This window comes from Thalassovita autumnalis, from assembly GCF_001458255.1.
Classification (GTDB): Bacteria; Pseudomonadota; Alphaproteobacteria; order Rhodobacterales; family Rhodobacteraceae; genus Thalassobius; species Thalassobius autumnalis.
Genome location: NZ_CYSB01000028.1, coordinates 48,173 through 63,466, shown reverse-complemented (window position 1 = coordinate 63,466; position 15,294 = coordinate 48,173). Strand labels below are relative to the sequence as shown.

At 60.4% G+C, this 15,294-nt stretch carries 17 protein-coding genes; 10 read left to right on the top strand and 7 right to left on the bottom strand.

Annotation, left to right across the window (positions count from 1 at the left end; all coding sequences use genetic code 11):
* Window positions 1–6: 6 nt before the first annotated feature.
* Entirely contained in the window at window positions 7–1,308 is a 1,302-nt protein-coding gene (locus TL5118_RS10140) for an acetylornithine deacetylase/succinyl-diaminopimelate desuccinylase family protein (protein WP_058242377.1), read from the bottom strand.
* Window positions 1,309–1,493: 185 nt separating this feature from the next.
* On the opposite strand from TL5118_RS10140, the gene TL5118_RS10135 reads away from it, so the two are divergent.
* Window positions 1,494–2,066: a PAS and helix-turn-helix domain-containing protein gene (locus tag TL5118_RS10135; RefSeq protein WP_058242378.1), complete on the top strand. Its 573-nt coding sequence runs from the start codon at window positions 1,494–1,496 to the stop codon at window positions 2,064–2,066.
* 59 nt (window positions 2,067–2,125) lie between these two features.
* On the opposite strand, the gene TL5118_RS10130 is transcribed toward TL5118_RS10135, so the two are convergent.
* Entirely contained in the window at window positions 2,126–2,518 is a 393-nt protein-coding gene (locus TL5118_RS10130) for a VOC family protein (protein WP_058242379.1), read from the bottom strand.
* 143 nt (window positions 2,519–2,661) lie between these two features.
* On the opposite strand from TL5118_RS10130, the gene TL5118_RS10125 reads away from it, so the two are divergent.
* Window positions 2,662–3,054, top strand: coding sequence for a GFA family protein (locus tag TL5118_RS10125; protein ID WP_058242380.1), 393 nt, complete (start codon window positions 2,662–2,664; stop codon window positions 3,052–3,054).
* Between the two features lie 64 nt (window positions 3,055–3,118).
* Here the strand turns inward: TL5118_RS10125 and rpe are convergent, their stop codons facing one another.
* Both rpe and TL5118_RS10115 read right to left on the bottom strand, forming a co-directional pair.
* Window positions 3,119–3,802: a ribulose-phosphate 3-epimerase gene (gene rpe / locus TL5118_RS10120; RefSeq protein ID WP_058242381.1), complete on the bottom strand. Its 684-nt coding sequence runs from the start codon at window positions 3,800–3,802 to the stop codon at window positions 3,119–3,121.
* Window positions 3,803–3,825: 23 nt separating this feature from the next.
* A complete protein-coding gene (locus TL5118_RS10115; RefSeq protein WP_058242382.1) occupies window positions 3,826–4,788 on the bottom strand; it encodes a class 1 fructose-bisphosphatase in 963 nt (320 codons plus the stop codon).
* 186 nt (window positions 4,789–4,974) lie between these two features.
* Between TL5118_RS10115 and TL5118_RS10110 the strand changes: the two genes are divergently transcribed.
* From TL5118_RS10110 to TL5118_RS10095, 4 genes are all read left to right on the top strand, one after another.
* A complete protein-coding gene (locus tag TL5118_RS10110) occupies window positions 4,975–5,799 on the top strand; it encodes an IclR family transcriptional regulator (protein WP_058242383.1) in 825 nt (274 codons plus the stop codon).
* A 234-nt stretch (window positions 5,800–6,033) separates the two neighbouring features.
* Window positions 6,034–6,414: a hypothetical protein gene (locus TL5118_RS10105; protein WP_082626161.1), complete on the top strand. Its 381-nt coding sequence runs from the start codon at window positions 6,034–6,036 to the stop codon at window positions 6,412–6,414.
* Between the two features lie 95 nt (window positions 6,415–6,509).
* A complete protein-coding gene (locus tag TL5118_RS10100; protein WP_058242384.1) occupies window positions 6,510–7,895 on the top strand; it encodes a leucyl aminopeptidase family protein in 1,386 nt (461 codons plus the stop codon).
* 3 nt (window positions 7,896–7,898) lie between these two features.
* Window positions 7,899–8,759, top strand: a complete 861-nt coding sequence (locus TL5118_RS10095; protein ID WP_058242385.1) for a C40 family peptidase — start codon at window positions 7,899–7,901, stop codon at window positions 8,757–8,759.
* 25 nt (window positions 8,760–8,784) lie between these two features.
* On the opposite strand, the gene TL5118_RS10090 is transcribed toward TL5118_RS10095, so the two are convergent.
* From TL5118_RS10090 to paaZ, 3 genes are all read right to left on the bottom strand, one after another.
* Window positions 8,785–9,717, bottom strand: a complete 933-nt coding sequence (locus tag TL5118_RS10090; RefSeq protein WP_058242386.1) for a 3-hydroxyacyl-CoA dehydrogenase NAD-binding domain-containing protein — start codon at window positions 9,715–9,717, stop codon at window positions 8,785–8,787.
* 13 nt (window positions 9,718–9,730) lie between these two features.
* Entirely contained in the window at window positions 9,731–10,075 is a 345-nt protein-coding gene (locus TL5118_RS10085) for a DUF2794 domain-containing protein (RefSeq protein ID WP_058242503.1), read from the bottom strand.
* A gap of 113 nt (window positions 10,076–10,188) precedes the next feature.
* Entirely contained in the window at window positions 10,189–12,210 is a 2,022-nt protein-coding gene (gene paaZ / locus TL5118_RS10080) for a phenylacetic acid degradation bifunctional protein PaaZ (protein WP_058242387.1), read from the bottom strand.
* Window positions 12,211–12,363: 153 nt separating this feature from the next.
* Between paaZ and paaI the strand changes: the two genes are divergently transcribed.
* The 4 genes from paaI to TL5118_RS10060 all read left to right on the top strand — a co-directional run bounded on the left by paaI (window position 12,364) and on the right by TL5118_RS10060 (window position 15,285).
* Entirely contained in the window at window positions 12,364–12,789 is a 426-nt protein-coding gene (paaI, locus tag TL5118_RS10075; protein ID WP_058242504.1) for a hydroxyphenylacetyl-CoA thioesterase PaaI, read from the top strand.
* 51 nt (window positions 12,790–12,840) lie between these two features.
* The gene (gene paaK, locus TL5118_RS10070; RefSeq protein WP_058242388.1) at window positions 12,841–14,151 is read left to right on the top strand and encodes a phenylacetate--CoA ligase PaaK; all 1,311 of its coding nucleotides are present in this window, start codon (window positions 12,841–12,843) and stop codon (window positions 14,149–14,151) included.
* Complete coding sequence (locus tag TL5118_RS10065; protein WP_058242389.1) at window positions 14,152–14,727, top strand: TetR/AcrR family transcriptional regulator; 576 nt, start codon at window positions 14,152–14,154, stop codon at window positions 14,725–14,727.
* A gap of 120 nt (window positions 14,728–14,847) precedes the next feature.
* Entirely contained in the window at window positions 14,848–15,285 is a 438-nt protein-coding gene (locus TL5118_RS10060; RefSeq protein ID WP_058242390.1) for a c-type cytochrome, read from the top strand.
* The last annotated feature ends 9 nt before the right edge of the window (window positions 15,286–15,294 follow it).

Below are 15,294 nucleotides of genomic sequence, written 5' to 3'. Positions count from 1 at the left end.
CTTATCTCAGGCCGCCGCCTCTGGTTTTGCCAGCAGGTCAATCAATGAACGGCCCATTACCTTGGCAGAGTCGATCATATCTTCGACTCCGACGTATTCGTCCGGCTTATGCGCCAGATCCAAAATGCCTGGCCCATAGGCGATGCAATTGTGCAGTTTTCCGATGCGATCAATGTGCTTTTGATCGTAAGTGCCCGGCGACACGACATATTCTGCCTCTTTTCCCATGGTCTCTGCAATTGCTTTTGCCACGGTTTGCACAACCGGTGCGCTTTTCTCGGTCATGGTGGGCAGGACCCGGTGCAGTTCTTTGACATCGTAGCGGAAGTTGTCGCGGCTCTCTTCGACGGTGCGCAGAACCTGCATAACTTCCTCTTGGACCTCGTTGATATCCTCTTCGATGAGGAAGCGGCGATCGATGATCATGCGGCAGCTGTCCGGCACGCAAGGGCTTGGCAGGCCGGTGAAATCCGGATCCTGCTCCGCCTGACCGCCGTGCATCGAATTGATGTTGAGCGTGGACTGTTTGGCGCCTTCCGGCACCACCGGCATATCAGTGCGTTTTTGCGCCAATGCGGGGAACAGGCTTTCCTCCATTTCATTGACCACTGCGCCCATATGGCGCACTGCGCAATCGCCAAGGAACGGCATGGAGCCATGGGCGATTTCGCCAAAGGTCTCAATCTCGGCCCACCAGACGCCGCGATGGCCGAGGCAGATCCGGTCTTTGTTCAGCGGTTCGGGGATGATCACATGCTGCACCCGTTCCGGCGCAAAGAACCCCTTTTCGGCCAGATAGGCCACGCCGCCAAAGCCGCCGGATTCCTCATCCGCGGTGCCGCTGATCTCAATCGCGCCATGAAAGTCGGGGCAGATCGCCAGAAATGCCTCGGCCGCTACGATAGAGGCCGCCAGCCCCCCCTTCATGTCACAGGCGCCCCGGCCGTAGATCTTGCCATCCTTCAGCTCACCGCCAAAAGGGTCCGTCGTCCAGCCCAGCCCGACATCGACCACATCGATATGGCTGTTGAAATGTACACATTCGCCCGGAAATTTCCCGTCGCGGCGGGCAACGACATTCCAACGCGGATATTTCTCGCTGTCACCGGGGGCGCCATGAGCGCGCACCAATTCAATTTCGAAACCTTTTGCGGCCAGTCTTTTTGACAAATATTCGCATATGTCTCGATAAAACTCACCGGGAGGGTTCAAGGTTGGAATGCGGATCAGGTCTTGGGTCAGTGCGATCAAATCGTCGCGCCGGTCTTCCAGTTCTGCATAAAGACGCTGCGCCAGATGCTCAGCCATAGGGTTTGAGGCCGCGTTGGGGGCGGCGTCTGCCGAGGCAGAGAGAGGGGAAATAGACGTACGGTCACTCGATGACATTTAGGGGTCTCGTCTCTTGAACTTGGTATGGAAACTATGCTTTACGCGAACTTACGGTGCCAATACCGTACCATAACGGTGTTCGCACCGTATCACACTGGTGACCTATGAAAGACCTAGAACAACTTGCCTTTGACCAAGCGCCGATGGGGCTGGCGCTGACCGAAAACCGCGTGATCCGCAGCTGCAACCAAAGCTTTGCTGAAATGTTTGGCTATGAAAAAGAGCAGCTGATCGGCCAGAGCTTCCGTTTGCTTTACGGAACCGACCAGGAGTTCCATCAGGTGCGTGACATCGGTCTGGCGCCACTGCGCCAGTCGCACCCTTACACCGATGAACGGATCATGCGCTGTGCCGATGGCAGCCGGATTTGGGTGCGCTTCCGCGCCCGCACGCTGACCCCTGAGGATCCGCTGGCGCAGATTGTGCTCAGCTTCGCACCGATTGATCAGAAGCCCACCGGCCCCAGCCTGACCCCCCGCGAACGTGAGGTGCTGATGTGGCTCAGCCGTGGCCGTACCAGCAAGGAAATCGCGCAGGTGCTGGAACTATCGCCGCGCACCATCGAAGACGTCCGCGCCCGCTTGCTTAAGAAGTTTGAGGTCAAAAACGTTGCCGTGCTGCTGGCCCGCCTGTCGGGGTTCAACGGCGAACGGGACCCGGTGGAGCCAAACACCTAAGATTTTAATATGTCCGTGGCCCTTGCGCGCCGCGGACATTTGCCCCGAAGCAGCAAAGCTCAGGGATTTTTCCGGGTGCTAGGATCGACGGAGATGTTCAGCTTGTTGCCGTCCAGATCGCGCACATAGGCACCGTAATATTCAGGATGATACTCGCGCGGTCCCGGTGCACCTTCGTCACTGCCCCCAAGCGCCAGCGCCTTGGCGTGAAAGGCATCTACCTCGGCCTTGTCGGCGGCGTAGAACATCACCTGCGTGCCGTTGCCATGTGTTGCGGGATTGCGGTCATAGGGCAGCAGCACAAACAGTGTGATTTTGCCATCCGCACCGGCGTAGCCCAATTCACGCGGGACGGTCAGGGCGCGTGACATGCCGATCGTGGCCAGCAGCGCATCATAAAACTGACCTGCGGCCTCCAGATCATTGGTTCCGATACATACGCCTGACAGCATTGTCGCCTCCGGTGGTTATCTTATGCATGCAATCCGTGCCGCAAACGCTCCGCCTCTGCAAGCGGGCAGGTCGAAACACTGTCTTGAGAAAGGTTAAATGTTCACATATTGTTCTTTTCTATTTCAAGTGAGAGGAGAGGGCAATGATTGCCGGAAGTTGTTGTTGTGGCGCGGTTAAATTTGAATTGAGCGAAGCGCCGAAGATGATGGGCACATGCCATTGCACACGCTGCCGCAAGCTGGGTGCCAGCGCCATCGTGTTTGTGCAAAAAGAGCATTTGAGCTGGGTGCAGGGCAAGGAAAACGTCGGCCTCTACCAACCCGAAGCGCCTTACAAATACCCCCGCTGTTTCTGCAAGACATGCGGCAGTTCGCTGGGCGAGATCCTGTCGGAAGAGGAGAGCTTCCCCATCGCTGCAAACGCGCTGGATACCGATCTGCCACTTAGCAATCAGTTCCACGAATTTGTCACGGAAAAACCGTCTTGGCTGATCATCGGGGATGCGGCCAAACAGTATGATGGCCATCCCGGGTGATAGTCCGCCCTAGTAGCCAAATCGGTGGCCCCTGCGGTGGGGCCACCAGAGTATCTTGTCCAGATCAGCCCTGAACTGCGGCTTTGATGGCGCGGATGTTGTCGCCGTAAGGTGCAGGGTTTGAGACCGATCCTCCTTTGAACACGGCGGAACCTGCCACCAGCACATCAGCACCGGCTTCGGCCACCAACGGGGCGGTTTCCGGGGTCACGCCGCCGTCGATCTCAATATGGATCGGGCGGTCGCCAATCATCGCGCGCAGCTTGCGCACCTTCTCAACCTGGCTGTGAATGAACTTCTGGCCGCCAAAGCCGGGGTTCACGGTCATGATGCAGACCAGATCAACCATATCCAGCAGGTATTCCACATCGTCCAGACCGGTGGCCGGGTTCAGCGCCAGACCGGCCTTGCAGCCCGCGCCGCGGATCGCTTGCAGGGTGCGGTGGATATGGGGGCCGCTTTCCAGATGAGCGGTCAGGATATCGGCGCCTGCATCGGCAAAGGCGTCGATATAGGGATCCACCGGCGCGATCATCAGATGCACGTCCATCACGGTGTTGATGTGCTTGCGGATCGCTTTGCACAGCGGCGGGCCGAAGGTCAGGTTGGGCACAAAATGCCCGTCCATCACATCCACGTGGATCCAGTCGGCGCCCTGCGCCTCGACGGCTTCGATTTCCTGACCAAAGTTGGCGAAATCGGCCGACAGGATCGACGGGGCGATTTTCAGGGAACGGTCAAAACTCATGGGGTTTCTCCGGGAAAGAGGGGTTATTCGCTGAGATCGTGGTGATCGGCCACGCGCTGTACCTTATGGGCCGAGCCAAAGACCAGCGGGATACGGCCGTGTAGGGTTTCGGCCTGACGGTCCAGGATCGGGGTCTCACCATCGGTGGCATGGCCTTTGGCCTGTTCGATGATGAAGGCAATGGGCGCACATTCGTAGACCATGCGCAGACGACCGTTTTCATAACCGGGCCGGGCATCACCGGGGTAGAGGAAGATACCACCACGGGTCAGGATCCGGTGGGTTTCCGCCACCAGTGAGCCGACCCAACGCATGTTGAAATCCATGCCGCGCGGGCCGTCTTTGCCTGCCAGACAATTGTCGATGTAGGTGCGCACCGGGGTGGTCCAGTGGCGGTAGTTGGAGGCGTTGATGGCAAACTCTTTCGAGGTCTCCGGCACGCTCATCGCTTTTTCGACCAGCACAAACTCACCCTTGGTCGGGTCCAGCACATATTGCTGGGTTCCGTCGCCAAAGGTCACCACCAGACAGGTCGCCGGACCATAAAGGATATAGCCGCCGCAGATCTGTTCCGAGGCTTTGCGCAGGAAGCTTTCCTCGGCGCCCTCCTTGGCTTCAAAAATCGAAAAGATGGTGCCGATCGACACATTCACGTCGATGTTGGAAGAGCCATCCAGCGGATCAATGGCCAGCGCGTATTTGCCGCTTTCCGAGGTCAGCAGCGCATCTTCCTGTTCTTCGGAGGCATACCAGCGCACGTCACCACCGCGCAGCGCGGCCTCAAACATGTCGTCGGCCAACACATCCAGCGCTTTCTGGCCGTCGCCGTCACTGTTTTCGCCAACCTGTGCCGCCAGCGACTGGCCCAGACCAGCGCGGGCAATGATGGCAGCAACCTCAATCGAGGTGGCGCAGAGCGCGTTGATCGTGGGGTAAAGCGCGGCTGGAATAAGGTCGGGCGAAATGACGTTGGCCTGGCGGGTCATGATCGGGTCCCATTGCTGAAGGATTAGATGAGGCTGCTATCTCAGAGATTTGCGCCTGCGTCCAGATTTCACACCGAATTCGCGGCATTTTTGACCGGAATCTCAGATCCAGCAGCGCCTTGCGCGCCTTATGCCCCTATGCCACCCTATGTTGCGGGAAACACCAGACGGTAAACAGGACAGCAAATGCGCAAACGAATGGCTGACACGGCAACAGCCGAGGGCGAAGACCTCAGCAATGATCGCCAGTTCGTCACCGCGCTGCAGCGCGGGCTGGATATCCTGCGCGCCTTTCGTCCTGCCGATCTGGACGGTCTGTCCAATCGCGAAATTGCTGAACGGACCGGTCTGCCAAATTCCACCATCTCGCGGTTGACCTATACGCTGTTGAAACTGGGCTATCTCACCTACGCCGACGGCACCGGCCGCTACAAGGTGGGGCTGCCGGCGCTGAGCCTCGGCTATGCCTGTCTTGGCGGTATGAAAATCCGTGAGGCCGCGCTGCCGCATATGCAGGAACTGGCAGACACCTGCGGCGATGGGGTGCTGGTGGCGATGGGCGGTCGTGATGAACATGCGATGACCTATCTGGCTGTGGCACGTTCGTCCCGGGCGATGATTTCGCTGCAGCTGAACGTTGGCTCGCGCATCTCGCTGGCGCGGTCTGCGATGGGCCGGGCCTATATCGCGGGCTGTTCCGCCGAAGAGCGGACCCGGATCATGGCGATGATCGAAGATCGCACCGACCCGGCCAATTGGCCGCAATTGCGTGATGGTATTGATGAAGCGGTGGAGCAGGTCGCGACCCGTGGATTTTATGCCAACCTCGGCGAATGGCAGTATGATGTGAACGCCATCGCCGTGCCCTATCGGTCCCCGCATGGCGATACGCCAATGCTGGCCTTTAACCTTGGCGGGCCGTCCTACATGCTGCCTGGTGAACGCCTGTTGGAGGAGTTTGGCCCACGTCTGGTGGAGATGCAGGCCAAGATTGCCCGCACCGGTGTTTAGACAGGCGTTTAGGCAGGCGTCTAATCTATGCATTGACCTGTGTGGTTGAGCCGGGGGTTATCCAACCCCTTCAGGGTCTTGCGATTTTGCCAAGAAGTTTCGCGGTATCTGACGCGCCTTTGAACCGAATTCGAAACACTCCCTGATGCCCCATAAACCTTTTGGGAACCCTGCGCGGTCACACTGGCACCGCCGTGGGGGCAGACCGGCCGGGTGCGACTGAAGGGGAAGACAGTGGATGAGATTATCAGATTAATCCCGCAGGAGCGGGTAAAGCTGAATGCGCATGAGGTGATGCAGCTTTATACCGATCTGGGGCAACATGGTGCGCAGGACGTGCTATGCCGGGCCATGGCGGATCTGGCGCAGCGGCTGCAGCGATGTGAGGCCCTGTTTCGCAAAGGTGAGACGCAGCAGTTGCGCAAACAGGCGCGTGGCCTTGCCGCCGTAGCGCGCCAAATTGGCATGGCTTCCTTGGCTGCGGTGGCAGGCCACCTGATGGAGGCGCTGGATCGCGGTGATCCGGTTGCGCAGGCGGCCACCTTGGCGCGGTTACTACGCCTCGGGGCGCAATCGCTGCGTGAGATTTGGGATTTGCAGGATCTTTCGGTCTAAGGCACCGTCTTGCAGGGGCAGGGGGGCTTGCAGGTCCCGGTGGAAGGGCTAGGCTGGCGCAAATTATTTTTGCCCTGCCGTGAAAGGACCGCGCCATGTCCCCTCGTTTCGCCACCCAAGCCGATGCGCCCATCGCTGTGCATCTGGTTGATGCCGAAGGGCTGCAATCCTGGATCGATCAGCAACCGGCACGGCTGCAGACTTGGGTGCGTGGCAGCGGGTTCAAACCTGCTCTGGGCAAGGTACTGCTGATCCCCGGGGCCAGTGGCGCAGTGGAAGAGGTTCTGGTGGGCTATGGCACCGCCGCTACACGCAAACGCAGCCGGTTCCATCTGGCCGCTGCGGTGCCTGCGTTGCCTGAAGGGGCGTATCAGGTCGCCTCGGGCCTGCCCTCTGACCTGGCCGAGCAAGAGGCGCTGGGCTGGCTCTTGGCCTCTTATGGCTTTGATCGCTACGCCGGCAGCAAGCCAAAACCTGTGACGCTGGTCGCGCCAGACGGGGTGGACGCCGCCAAGGTTGAGGCCATTGCAGCAGGGGAATTCCTGACCCGCGATCTGATCAACACCCCGGCCAATGACATGGGTCCGGAGGAGTTGGAAGCAGCCGCATCCGCCTTGGCCACGCAACATGGCGCGACGATTGAAGTCACCCGTGGGGAGGATCTGCTGACCCAGAACTTCCCAATGATCCACACCGTTGGGCGCGCCAGTGATCGCGCCCCGCGCCTGATCGATATGCGGTGGGGCGAAAGTGGCCCCAAGCTGACCCTCGTAGGCAAAGGCGTGTGCTTTGACACGGGTGGTCTGAACCTCAAGCCCGGCGCCAGTATGGGGCTGATGAAAAAGGATATGGGCGGCGCGGCCACGGTTCTGGGTCTGGCCCATATGATCATGGCGCTGGGCCTGCCGCTGCAACTGCGGGTGCTGGTGCCTGCGGTGGAAAATGCCGTCTCTGGCAATGCCTTCCGCCCCGGCGATATCCTGCCATCGCGCAAGGGCCTCAGCGTTGAGATCAACAACACCGATGCCGAGGGGCGCCTGGTGCTGGCCGATGCGCTAGCCTATGGCGCCGAAGAAAACCCCGACATGATGCTGTCGATGGCGACGCTGACCGGCGCGGCGCGGGTGGCGGTTGGGGCCGATCTGGCACCGTTTTTCTGCGATGATGATGCAACCGCCAACCGCTTGATGCAGGCCGCAGCCACCGTGGCGGATCCGCTCTGGCGTATGCCGTTCTGGGATCCCTATGAGGCGCAGATTGAACCGGGCATCGCCGATCTGGACAATGCGCCCAAGGGCGGCTTTGGCGGGGCGATAACCGCCGCCCTGTTCCTGCGTCGTTTCGCTGGGGAGGATGTGAATTACAGCCACTTTGACGTTTACGGCTGGCAGCCAAGCGCCGCGCCGGCCCGTCCCAAGGGGGGCGTCGGCATGGGCGCGCGCGCCCTGTTGGAGGCCCTGCCAGATCTGCTGGGGCTTTGATCGATGACCGCGCTGACCAAGGACCGCCGCCAACTGCCCGCCAACGCCCGTGTCGCAGCCAGCAAGCTGAAAGGCCTGATTGACGCGCCGCGATTTGTTGAGGGGGATACCCGGATTGTCGCACGGCCTGTGGTGGACCTGTTGAATGCGCCGCTGGGACGGCGGGAACGTCAGCTGGTGCTGGGTGAACCGGTGATGCGCTATGAAACGCGCGATGGCTGGTGTTTCGTGCAATCCCTGCGCGACGGTTACGTGGGTTATGTTCAGGCGCAGGATCTGGAAGATCGCCGCGCCCCCACCCACCGGGTTATTGCCAAATCAACCCACATCTATTCGGAACCGAACTTCAAATCGCGCGAACGCATGGCGCTGAGCCTCGGCTCGGGCCTGTCAGCGCGGGGGCAGGAAAACGGCTTCCTCGTGGTGGCGGATGGCTTCGTGCCGCTGATTCATTTGCGCGACGCGGGCGCGCGGGACCATGATCTGCTGATGGTCGCGGAACGCTATCTTGGCACGCCCTACCTTTGGGGGGGCAATTCGATTTGGGGGATCGATTGTTCCGGTCTGGTGCAGGCGGCCTGCCTGTCCTGCGGAATTGATTGCCCCGGTGACAGCGATCAACAAGAGGCCGAGCTGGGCCGCGCCCTGCCAGAGGGCACTCAGCCGCGCAAAGGCGATCTGCTGTTCTGGAAAGGACATGTGGCGCTGGTGGCAGGCAAAAACCGGATCTTGCACGCCAATGCGGGCAGCATGACCACCACCTACGAAAATATGGATGTCGCCATTGCCCGGATCATCGCCGCTGGGGATGGCCCCGTGACGTCGCATAAGCGGCTGCCAAGGCTCAAGAAACCGGCTGTCTGATCCTGTCGGGCCTTGCTAGACCGGCCTAGACCGGCAAGTCCTGCTTCAGCTTGGCAAGGGCGACCAGGGCGGCGTCACGGCTGGATTTCAACGCCGCATCATCGACCTCAGCCAGCGATGCATCCAGCTGGCTGACCATCGTCTCAATCAACTCGGGTGTCAGTGCGGGTGTGCCCAGATCTTTCCAGCGTTCGGCCTGCGTCGGGCCGAGGTGATCCAGATAGTGGCGGTAACCACCGGGCCCACCACCCAGATGATAGATCAGATGCGGTCCCATCAGGGCCCACCGCATACCGGGCCCATAGGCAATCGCCTTGTCCACATCCTGCACCGTGGCGATGCCTTCCGCGACGATGTTCACCGCCTCGCGATAGAGCGCTGAGGTCAGGCGATTGGCGATATGACCGGGCCGCTCTTTCTGCGCAATGACGGTGACCCGGTTCATCGCGTCATAAAACTGCCGCGCGGCGGCGATCACATTCGGATCCGTATGGTCGCCCGCGACCAGTTCAACCAATGGCACCAAATGCGGTGGGTTCATCGGATGGGCGACCAGCACCCGTTCGGGATGGCGCGCCCCTGCCTGAATATCGCTGGCCATCAGCGAGGAGGTGGAGGAGGCAAAAATCGCCTCCGGTTGCAATGTGGTTTCAGCCTCGGCCAGCATGGTGCGTTTGACCTCAATCCGGTCGGGGCCGCAGTCCTGCACCAGTTCAGCGCCCTGACAGGCCTCAGCGATGGATTGGCTGAACTGCAACGCGTCCCAATTCGGGGTCTCAGGAATCGTGGCCAGCGCCGCCAGATGCGGCCAGGCCTCTGCGATCAACTGGCGGCAAAAGCCTTCGGCCTCAGCCCGTGGGTCTGCAATGGCCACGCTCAGCCCGCGCGATAGGAACAGGGCGGCCCAGCTGGCCCCAATAAGGCCGCCGCCAAGAATGGCAACGTTCTGAATTTGCATGAAAATTTCCCCGTCAGTCGATTGCGCGGATCAGCTTGCGTTCCAGCCCGCGCAGCACGGTCTTCAGATCATTGCCGCGCTTCAGCACCTGCCCGTCCATCGAAATTACGCAATATTGGCCCTGCTTCAGGCGCAGTTTCGGGTGTTTTTCAATCCGGTAGAGCGGGTTTTCAGCGGTGCGGCGAAAGATCGAAAAAACCGCCCGGTCGCGCAGGGCCGAAATGCCATAGTCACGCCATTCGCCAGCGGCCACCATCCGCCCGTAAAGCGACAGGATCACGGCCAGTTCGGTGCGATGAAAGGACACCTGCTCCGGCACAGGTGGGCGGGGAAAGGGTGTCGGCTGCTCGATATTCATAAAGCCAGAGTCGCGCTGATTGGCGACGAAATCAAGCCCCACGAGGCCCCATACCGTTCCAGAGAGCAATGGGCGGCAGGTTTCCCCGCCGCCCCAGCTGCATTGTTGGTCGTTTAGCGTTCGTAGGCCACCATGGTCAGTAGCTCATATTCCGCCACCTGATCGCCGTCCTGATTGGTCAGTGTCGCGTTCCAGGCAACTTCACCATACTCATCCGTACGTTGGGTCTTGCGCTTGGCTGTCAGGCGCACTTTCACGCTGTCACCAGGGCTGACCGGTTTCTGGAAGCTCAGGCTGTTAAGGCCGGTGTTGGCCAGAACCGGTCCGGGATCGGGCTGCACAAACAGGCCCGCCGCGAAGGACAACAGCAGGTAGCCATGCGCCACACGGCCGGGGAAGAAGGGGTTCGCCGCTGCGGCCTCCTCATCCATATGCGCGTAGAAGGTATCGCCGGTGAAATGGGCGAAATGTTCAATATCCTCCAGCGAGATGATGCGTGGATCGGTGTGGATCGTCTCGCCAATCTGGATTTCGCGGAAGGTGCGCTGGAACGGGTGGCTGGGGCCGGTCAGTTCCGCTGCGCCTTTGATCCAGGTGCCGGTGATCGCGGTCAGCACGTCCGGGCTGCCCTGAATGGCGGTGCGCTGCATGTAGTGCAAAACGCCGCGCACGCCGCCCAATTCCTCACCACCACCGGCGCGGCCGGGGCCGCCGTGGATCATATGCGGCAGGGGGGAGCCATGGCCGGTGGCCTCATCAGCGGAGGCGCGGCCCATCACATAGAGGCGGCCATGCCAGGCGGCAGAAGCCAGCGTGACCTCACGCGCGATGGCGGGGTCATTGGTGAAGAGCGAGGCAACCAGCGAGCCGCCGCCACGGTTGGCAATCTCTGCGGCATGGGCGGTGTCGCGGTAGGGCAGCAGGGTGGAAACGGGGCCAAAGGCCTCCACCGAATGCACCGATACGGCGTTGTCTGGATCATCGCAGGCCAGCAGGATCGGCGGCAGGAACGCGCAGGAGGCCAGATCCGCCGGCAGGCTGTCGGGATCGCCATGCACCACGCGGGCCTCTTTCTTCAGGATGGCCAGCTTTTCCAGCACGTCGGCTTTCTGCCCCATCGAGGCCAGCGCGCCCATGCGGTTTGCCTTGTCCGACGGATCGCCAATGGTCAGTGCGGCCAGCTTGGCGCTCATGGCTTCAATCACGGCCTCCAACTGGGTCGCGGGCACGATCAGCCGGCGCATGGCGGTACATTTTTGGCCCGCTTTGGTGGTCATTTCGGTCACGGCTTCCTTCACAAACAGCGCAAATTCAGGGCTGTCCGGGGTGGCATCAGCGCCAAGGATCGCGGCGTTCAGGCTGTCCTGTTCGGCGACAAACCGGGTGGAGTTTTCCACCAGGTTGGGGTTGGCGCGCAGCATGGCGGCGGTGTCGGCGGACCCGGTGAAGCTGACTACATCCTGCGCGGTCAATCGGTCCAGCAGATCACCGGTGCGGCCGACGATCAGCTGCACGGCCCCTTCGGGCAGGAGGCCCGAATCGATGATCATGCGGAAACAGGCTTCGGTCAGGTAACAGGTCTGGGTGGCCGGTTTCACAATCGCGGGCACACCGGCCAGCAGGGTGGGGGCCAGCTTTTCCATCATGCCCCAGACGGGGAAGTTGAAGGCGTTGATATGCACCGCAACCCCTTGCAGCGGCACAGCAATATGCTGCCCCAGCAGGGTGCCGTTGCGTGACAGTTGCTCCACATCGCCGTCCAGATAGACATGGCCGTCCGGCATTTCACGGCGGCCCTTGGAAGCGATGACAAAGGTTGTGCCGATGCCACCGTCGATGTCGACCCAACCGTCCCGTTTGGTCGCCCCTGTCATCGGGTTCAGCGCATAAAGTTCGTCTTTGCGGCCATCCAGATAGGTCGCCAGTGCCTTCAGCATCTTGGCGCGCTGGTGGAAGGTCATGGCGCGCAGGGCAGGGCCGCCTTTTGTGCGGGCGAAGTCCAGCATTGCCTGCATGTCCAACGCAGAACCGCCCGCGCGGGCAATAGGCTCACCGGTGACAGGGCCGGTGATCTCGGTGGCGTTTTCGCCGGGGGCGACCCATTGGCCGCAGGCATAGCTTTCAGGTGTCAGCATCTCGCAATCCTTTCGAAACCCGCATCGGGCATTTGCCCTAGCATGCGCCAGATAAATTCAGATTTCAACACTATTGACCGATCGGTCGGTTTTGTGCAGGGTAGAGCCAAGGAAGAGGAGCCTTAGATGACAGATCCGATCACTGACCGTGAGATCACCGCCGAGGACCGGGCAACGCGTTCGGCGCAGGCCATGTGGTCCACCGATCAGGCCAGTCAGGACTTGGGGATGGAGATCACCGCGGTCAGCCCGGGCGGCGCCGTTCTGACCATGCGGGTGCGGGATGAGATGCTGAACGGCCACGGCATCTGTCATGGCGGCTATATCTTCACGCTGGCTGACAGCGCCTTTGCCTTTGCCTGCAACAGCTACAACCAACTGGTTGTGGCACAGGAAAACACCATCACCTATCTGGCCCCCGGTCAGCCGGGTGAACTGCTGACCGCAACGGCGGTGGAACAGTCCAAAACCGGACGTTCGGGCGTATACGATGTGACCGTGACCGGTGAAGACGGCCGTAAGGTGGCGCTGTTTCGCGGGTTGTCGCGGCAGATCAAAGGCCAGCATTTCGAGGAATGAGAATGACCCTGCGCTGCGTGGAGGCGGTGTGGGATATTTGGAGGACTACCCATGAAAGATCTCTCCCCCAAGCAGGGTGATCTGGAACATATCGAAACCGCATCGCGTGATGAAATTGCCTCGGTGCAATTGCAGCGGATGAAATGGTCGCTGCGCCACGCCTATGACAACGTGCCTTTTTACAAAAGGGCCTTTGATGAGGCTGGCGTGCACCCCGACGATCTGACCTCCCTGGCGGATCTGGCCAAGTTTCCCTTCACCGTGAAACAAGATCTGCGCGATCATTATCCCTTTGGTCTGTTTGCCGTGCCGCGCGAACAGATCGCACGGATCCATGCTTCCTCAGGCACGACGGGGCAGCCGACGGTGGTGGGTTATACCAAAAACGATCTGGAGATGTGGAACGATGTTGTGGCGCGATCGCTGCGCGCCTCCGGCCTGAGGTCGGGTGATGTGTTGCACAACGCCTACGGCTACGGATTGTTCACCGGCGGTCTGGGCATTCACGGCGGCGCCGAGAAGCTGGGGCTGACCGTTGTACCGGTCTCAGGCGGGATGACCCAGCGCCAGGTGCGTTTGATTGAGGATTTTCAGGCCGATGGCATGACCGTCACGCCGTCTTACGCGCTGTCGATCCTTGACGAATATGCCAAACAGGGTCGTGACCCGCGCGAAAGCCCTTTGAAGGTGGGGATCTTTGGCGCGGAGCCCTGGACCAATGCCATGCGCAAGGAAATCGAAGACGCCTTTGATATGCACGCGGTGGACATCTACGGCCTGTCCGAGGTAATCGGCCCCGGCGTGGCCAACGAATGTGTGGAAACCAAAGACGGGCTGCACATCTGGGAAGATCACTTCTACCCCGAGATCATCGACCCTGAGACCGGAGAGGTCTTGCCTGATGGGGAACTGGGTGAGTTGGTCTTTACCTCCCTGACCAAAGAGGCCTTCCCGATCATTCGTTATCGCACCCGGGATCTGACCCGTCTGCTGCCCGGCACAGCGCGTTCGATGCGCCGGATGGAGAAAGTTACCGGCCGCAGTGATGACATGATCATCCTGCGCGGTGTAAACGTCTTCCCGACCCAGATCGAAGAGCAGCTGATGGATGTGCCCGCCCTTGCGCCGCATTTCCAGATCGAACTGAGCCGACCGGACCGTATGGACCTGATGACGGTGCATGTGGAATTGGCCGAAGGGCTGAGCGCCGATGCGCGCGACGCCGCGGCCAAATCCCTGAGCGGCAAGGTGAAGTCCAATGTCGGCATCTCGGTCAAGGTGAATGTAACAGAACCGGGGCAGGTGGCGCGCAGCGAAGGCAAGGCCGTGCGCATCGTCGACAACCGCCCCAAGGAGAGTTGAATGGCGCGCGGACTGGCACGCGATCACGATGAAAAACGCGCAGCGCTCCGTAAGGGTGCTGCAGCTTACTTTGCGACCCATGGGTTTGACCGTGCCTCAATGACCGGCGCGGCCAAATCCTGTGGGGTGTCAAAGGCGCTGATCTATCACTACTGGGCCTCGAAAGAGGATCTGCTGTTTGACATCCTTGATGAACATCTGAGCGACCTTGTTGAGGTTGTCGAAGGTCAGCGCGGTGCCGGGATGGGCGGGCTGATTGCCGCCATCCTTGAGGAATACGCCGGCGCCGATGCGGAACATAAACTGCAGCTGGACGCGCTGGGTGTTCTGCCGGAAGACAAACAAAAACCGCTGATTGGTCTGCAGCTGCGGCTGGTGGATATCATGTCTGACACAGTGATTTCTGTGGCCCCGGATCTGCAGAACCACCCGGACCGTCTGCGCGCCGCTGTGATGAGCGTTTTTGCGGTGCTGAACTGGTTTTACATGTGGCATCGCCCGGGCAAAGGGTTGAGCCGCGAAGCCTATGCGGAACTGGCGACCGATTTTGTTGTGGGCGGCCTGCGGGCACTCTGACCCGGGGCAACCTGGTTGAATTCGAACACTAAGGGATGCACAACTTCGTGTGTCCCTTTTTAATATCTTCATTTTGCGGCGAAATCTCATAGTCTGGTCAAAACGATACAGAGGTTCGCCATGAAGATCACAGCCCTACCCCTCGTTCTGACACTGGGATTGGCCACTGCCGCTTTGGCACATGAAGGGGTCAGTGACCCGCAGGTCAAATCCCGCATGATGGTCATGGAAGAGATCCGCATCAACATGGGCGCGATCGGTGGCATGGCCAAAGGCAAGCTGCCTTTTGATGCCAAAAAGGCCGAAACGGCAAAGACCAAGCTGCTGAAAGCTTCGGCCAAGGTGCAGCCCGCGTTCAAACCGGCCGCGCAGGACCCGGCCAGCGAAGCCGCCCCCGCGATCTGGAGTGACTGGGACGGTTTTTCCGCCAAAGCGGTCGCTATGGACGTAGCCCTGGAGGCGCTGGATACCTCATCATTGGAGACATTGAAGGCCGGCCTTGGCGCCATTGGCCAAAGTTGCGGTGGATGTCATAAAGTCTACCGTATCAAGAAGTGACCCTGTAAA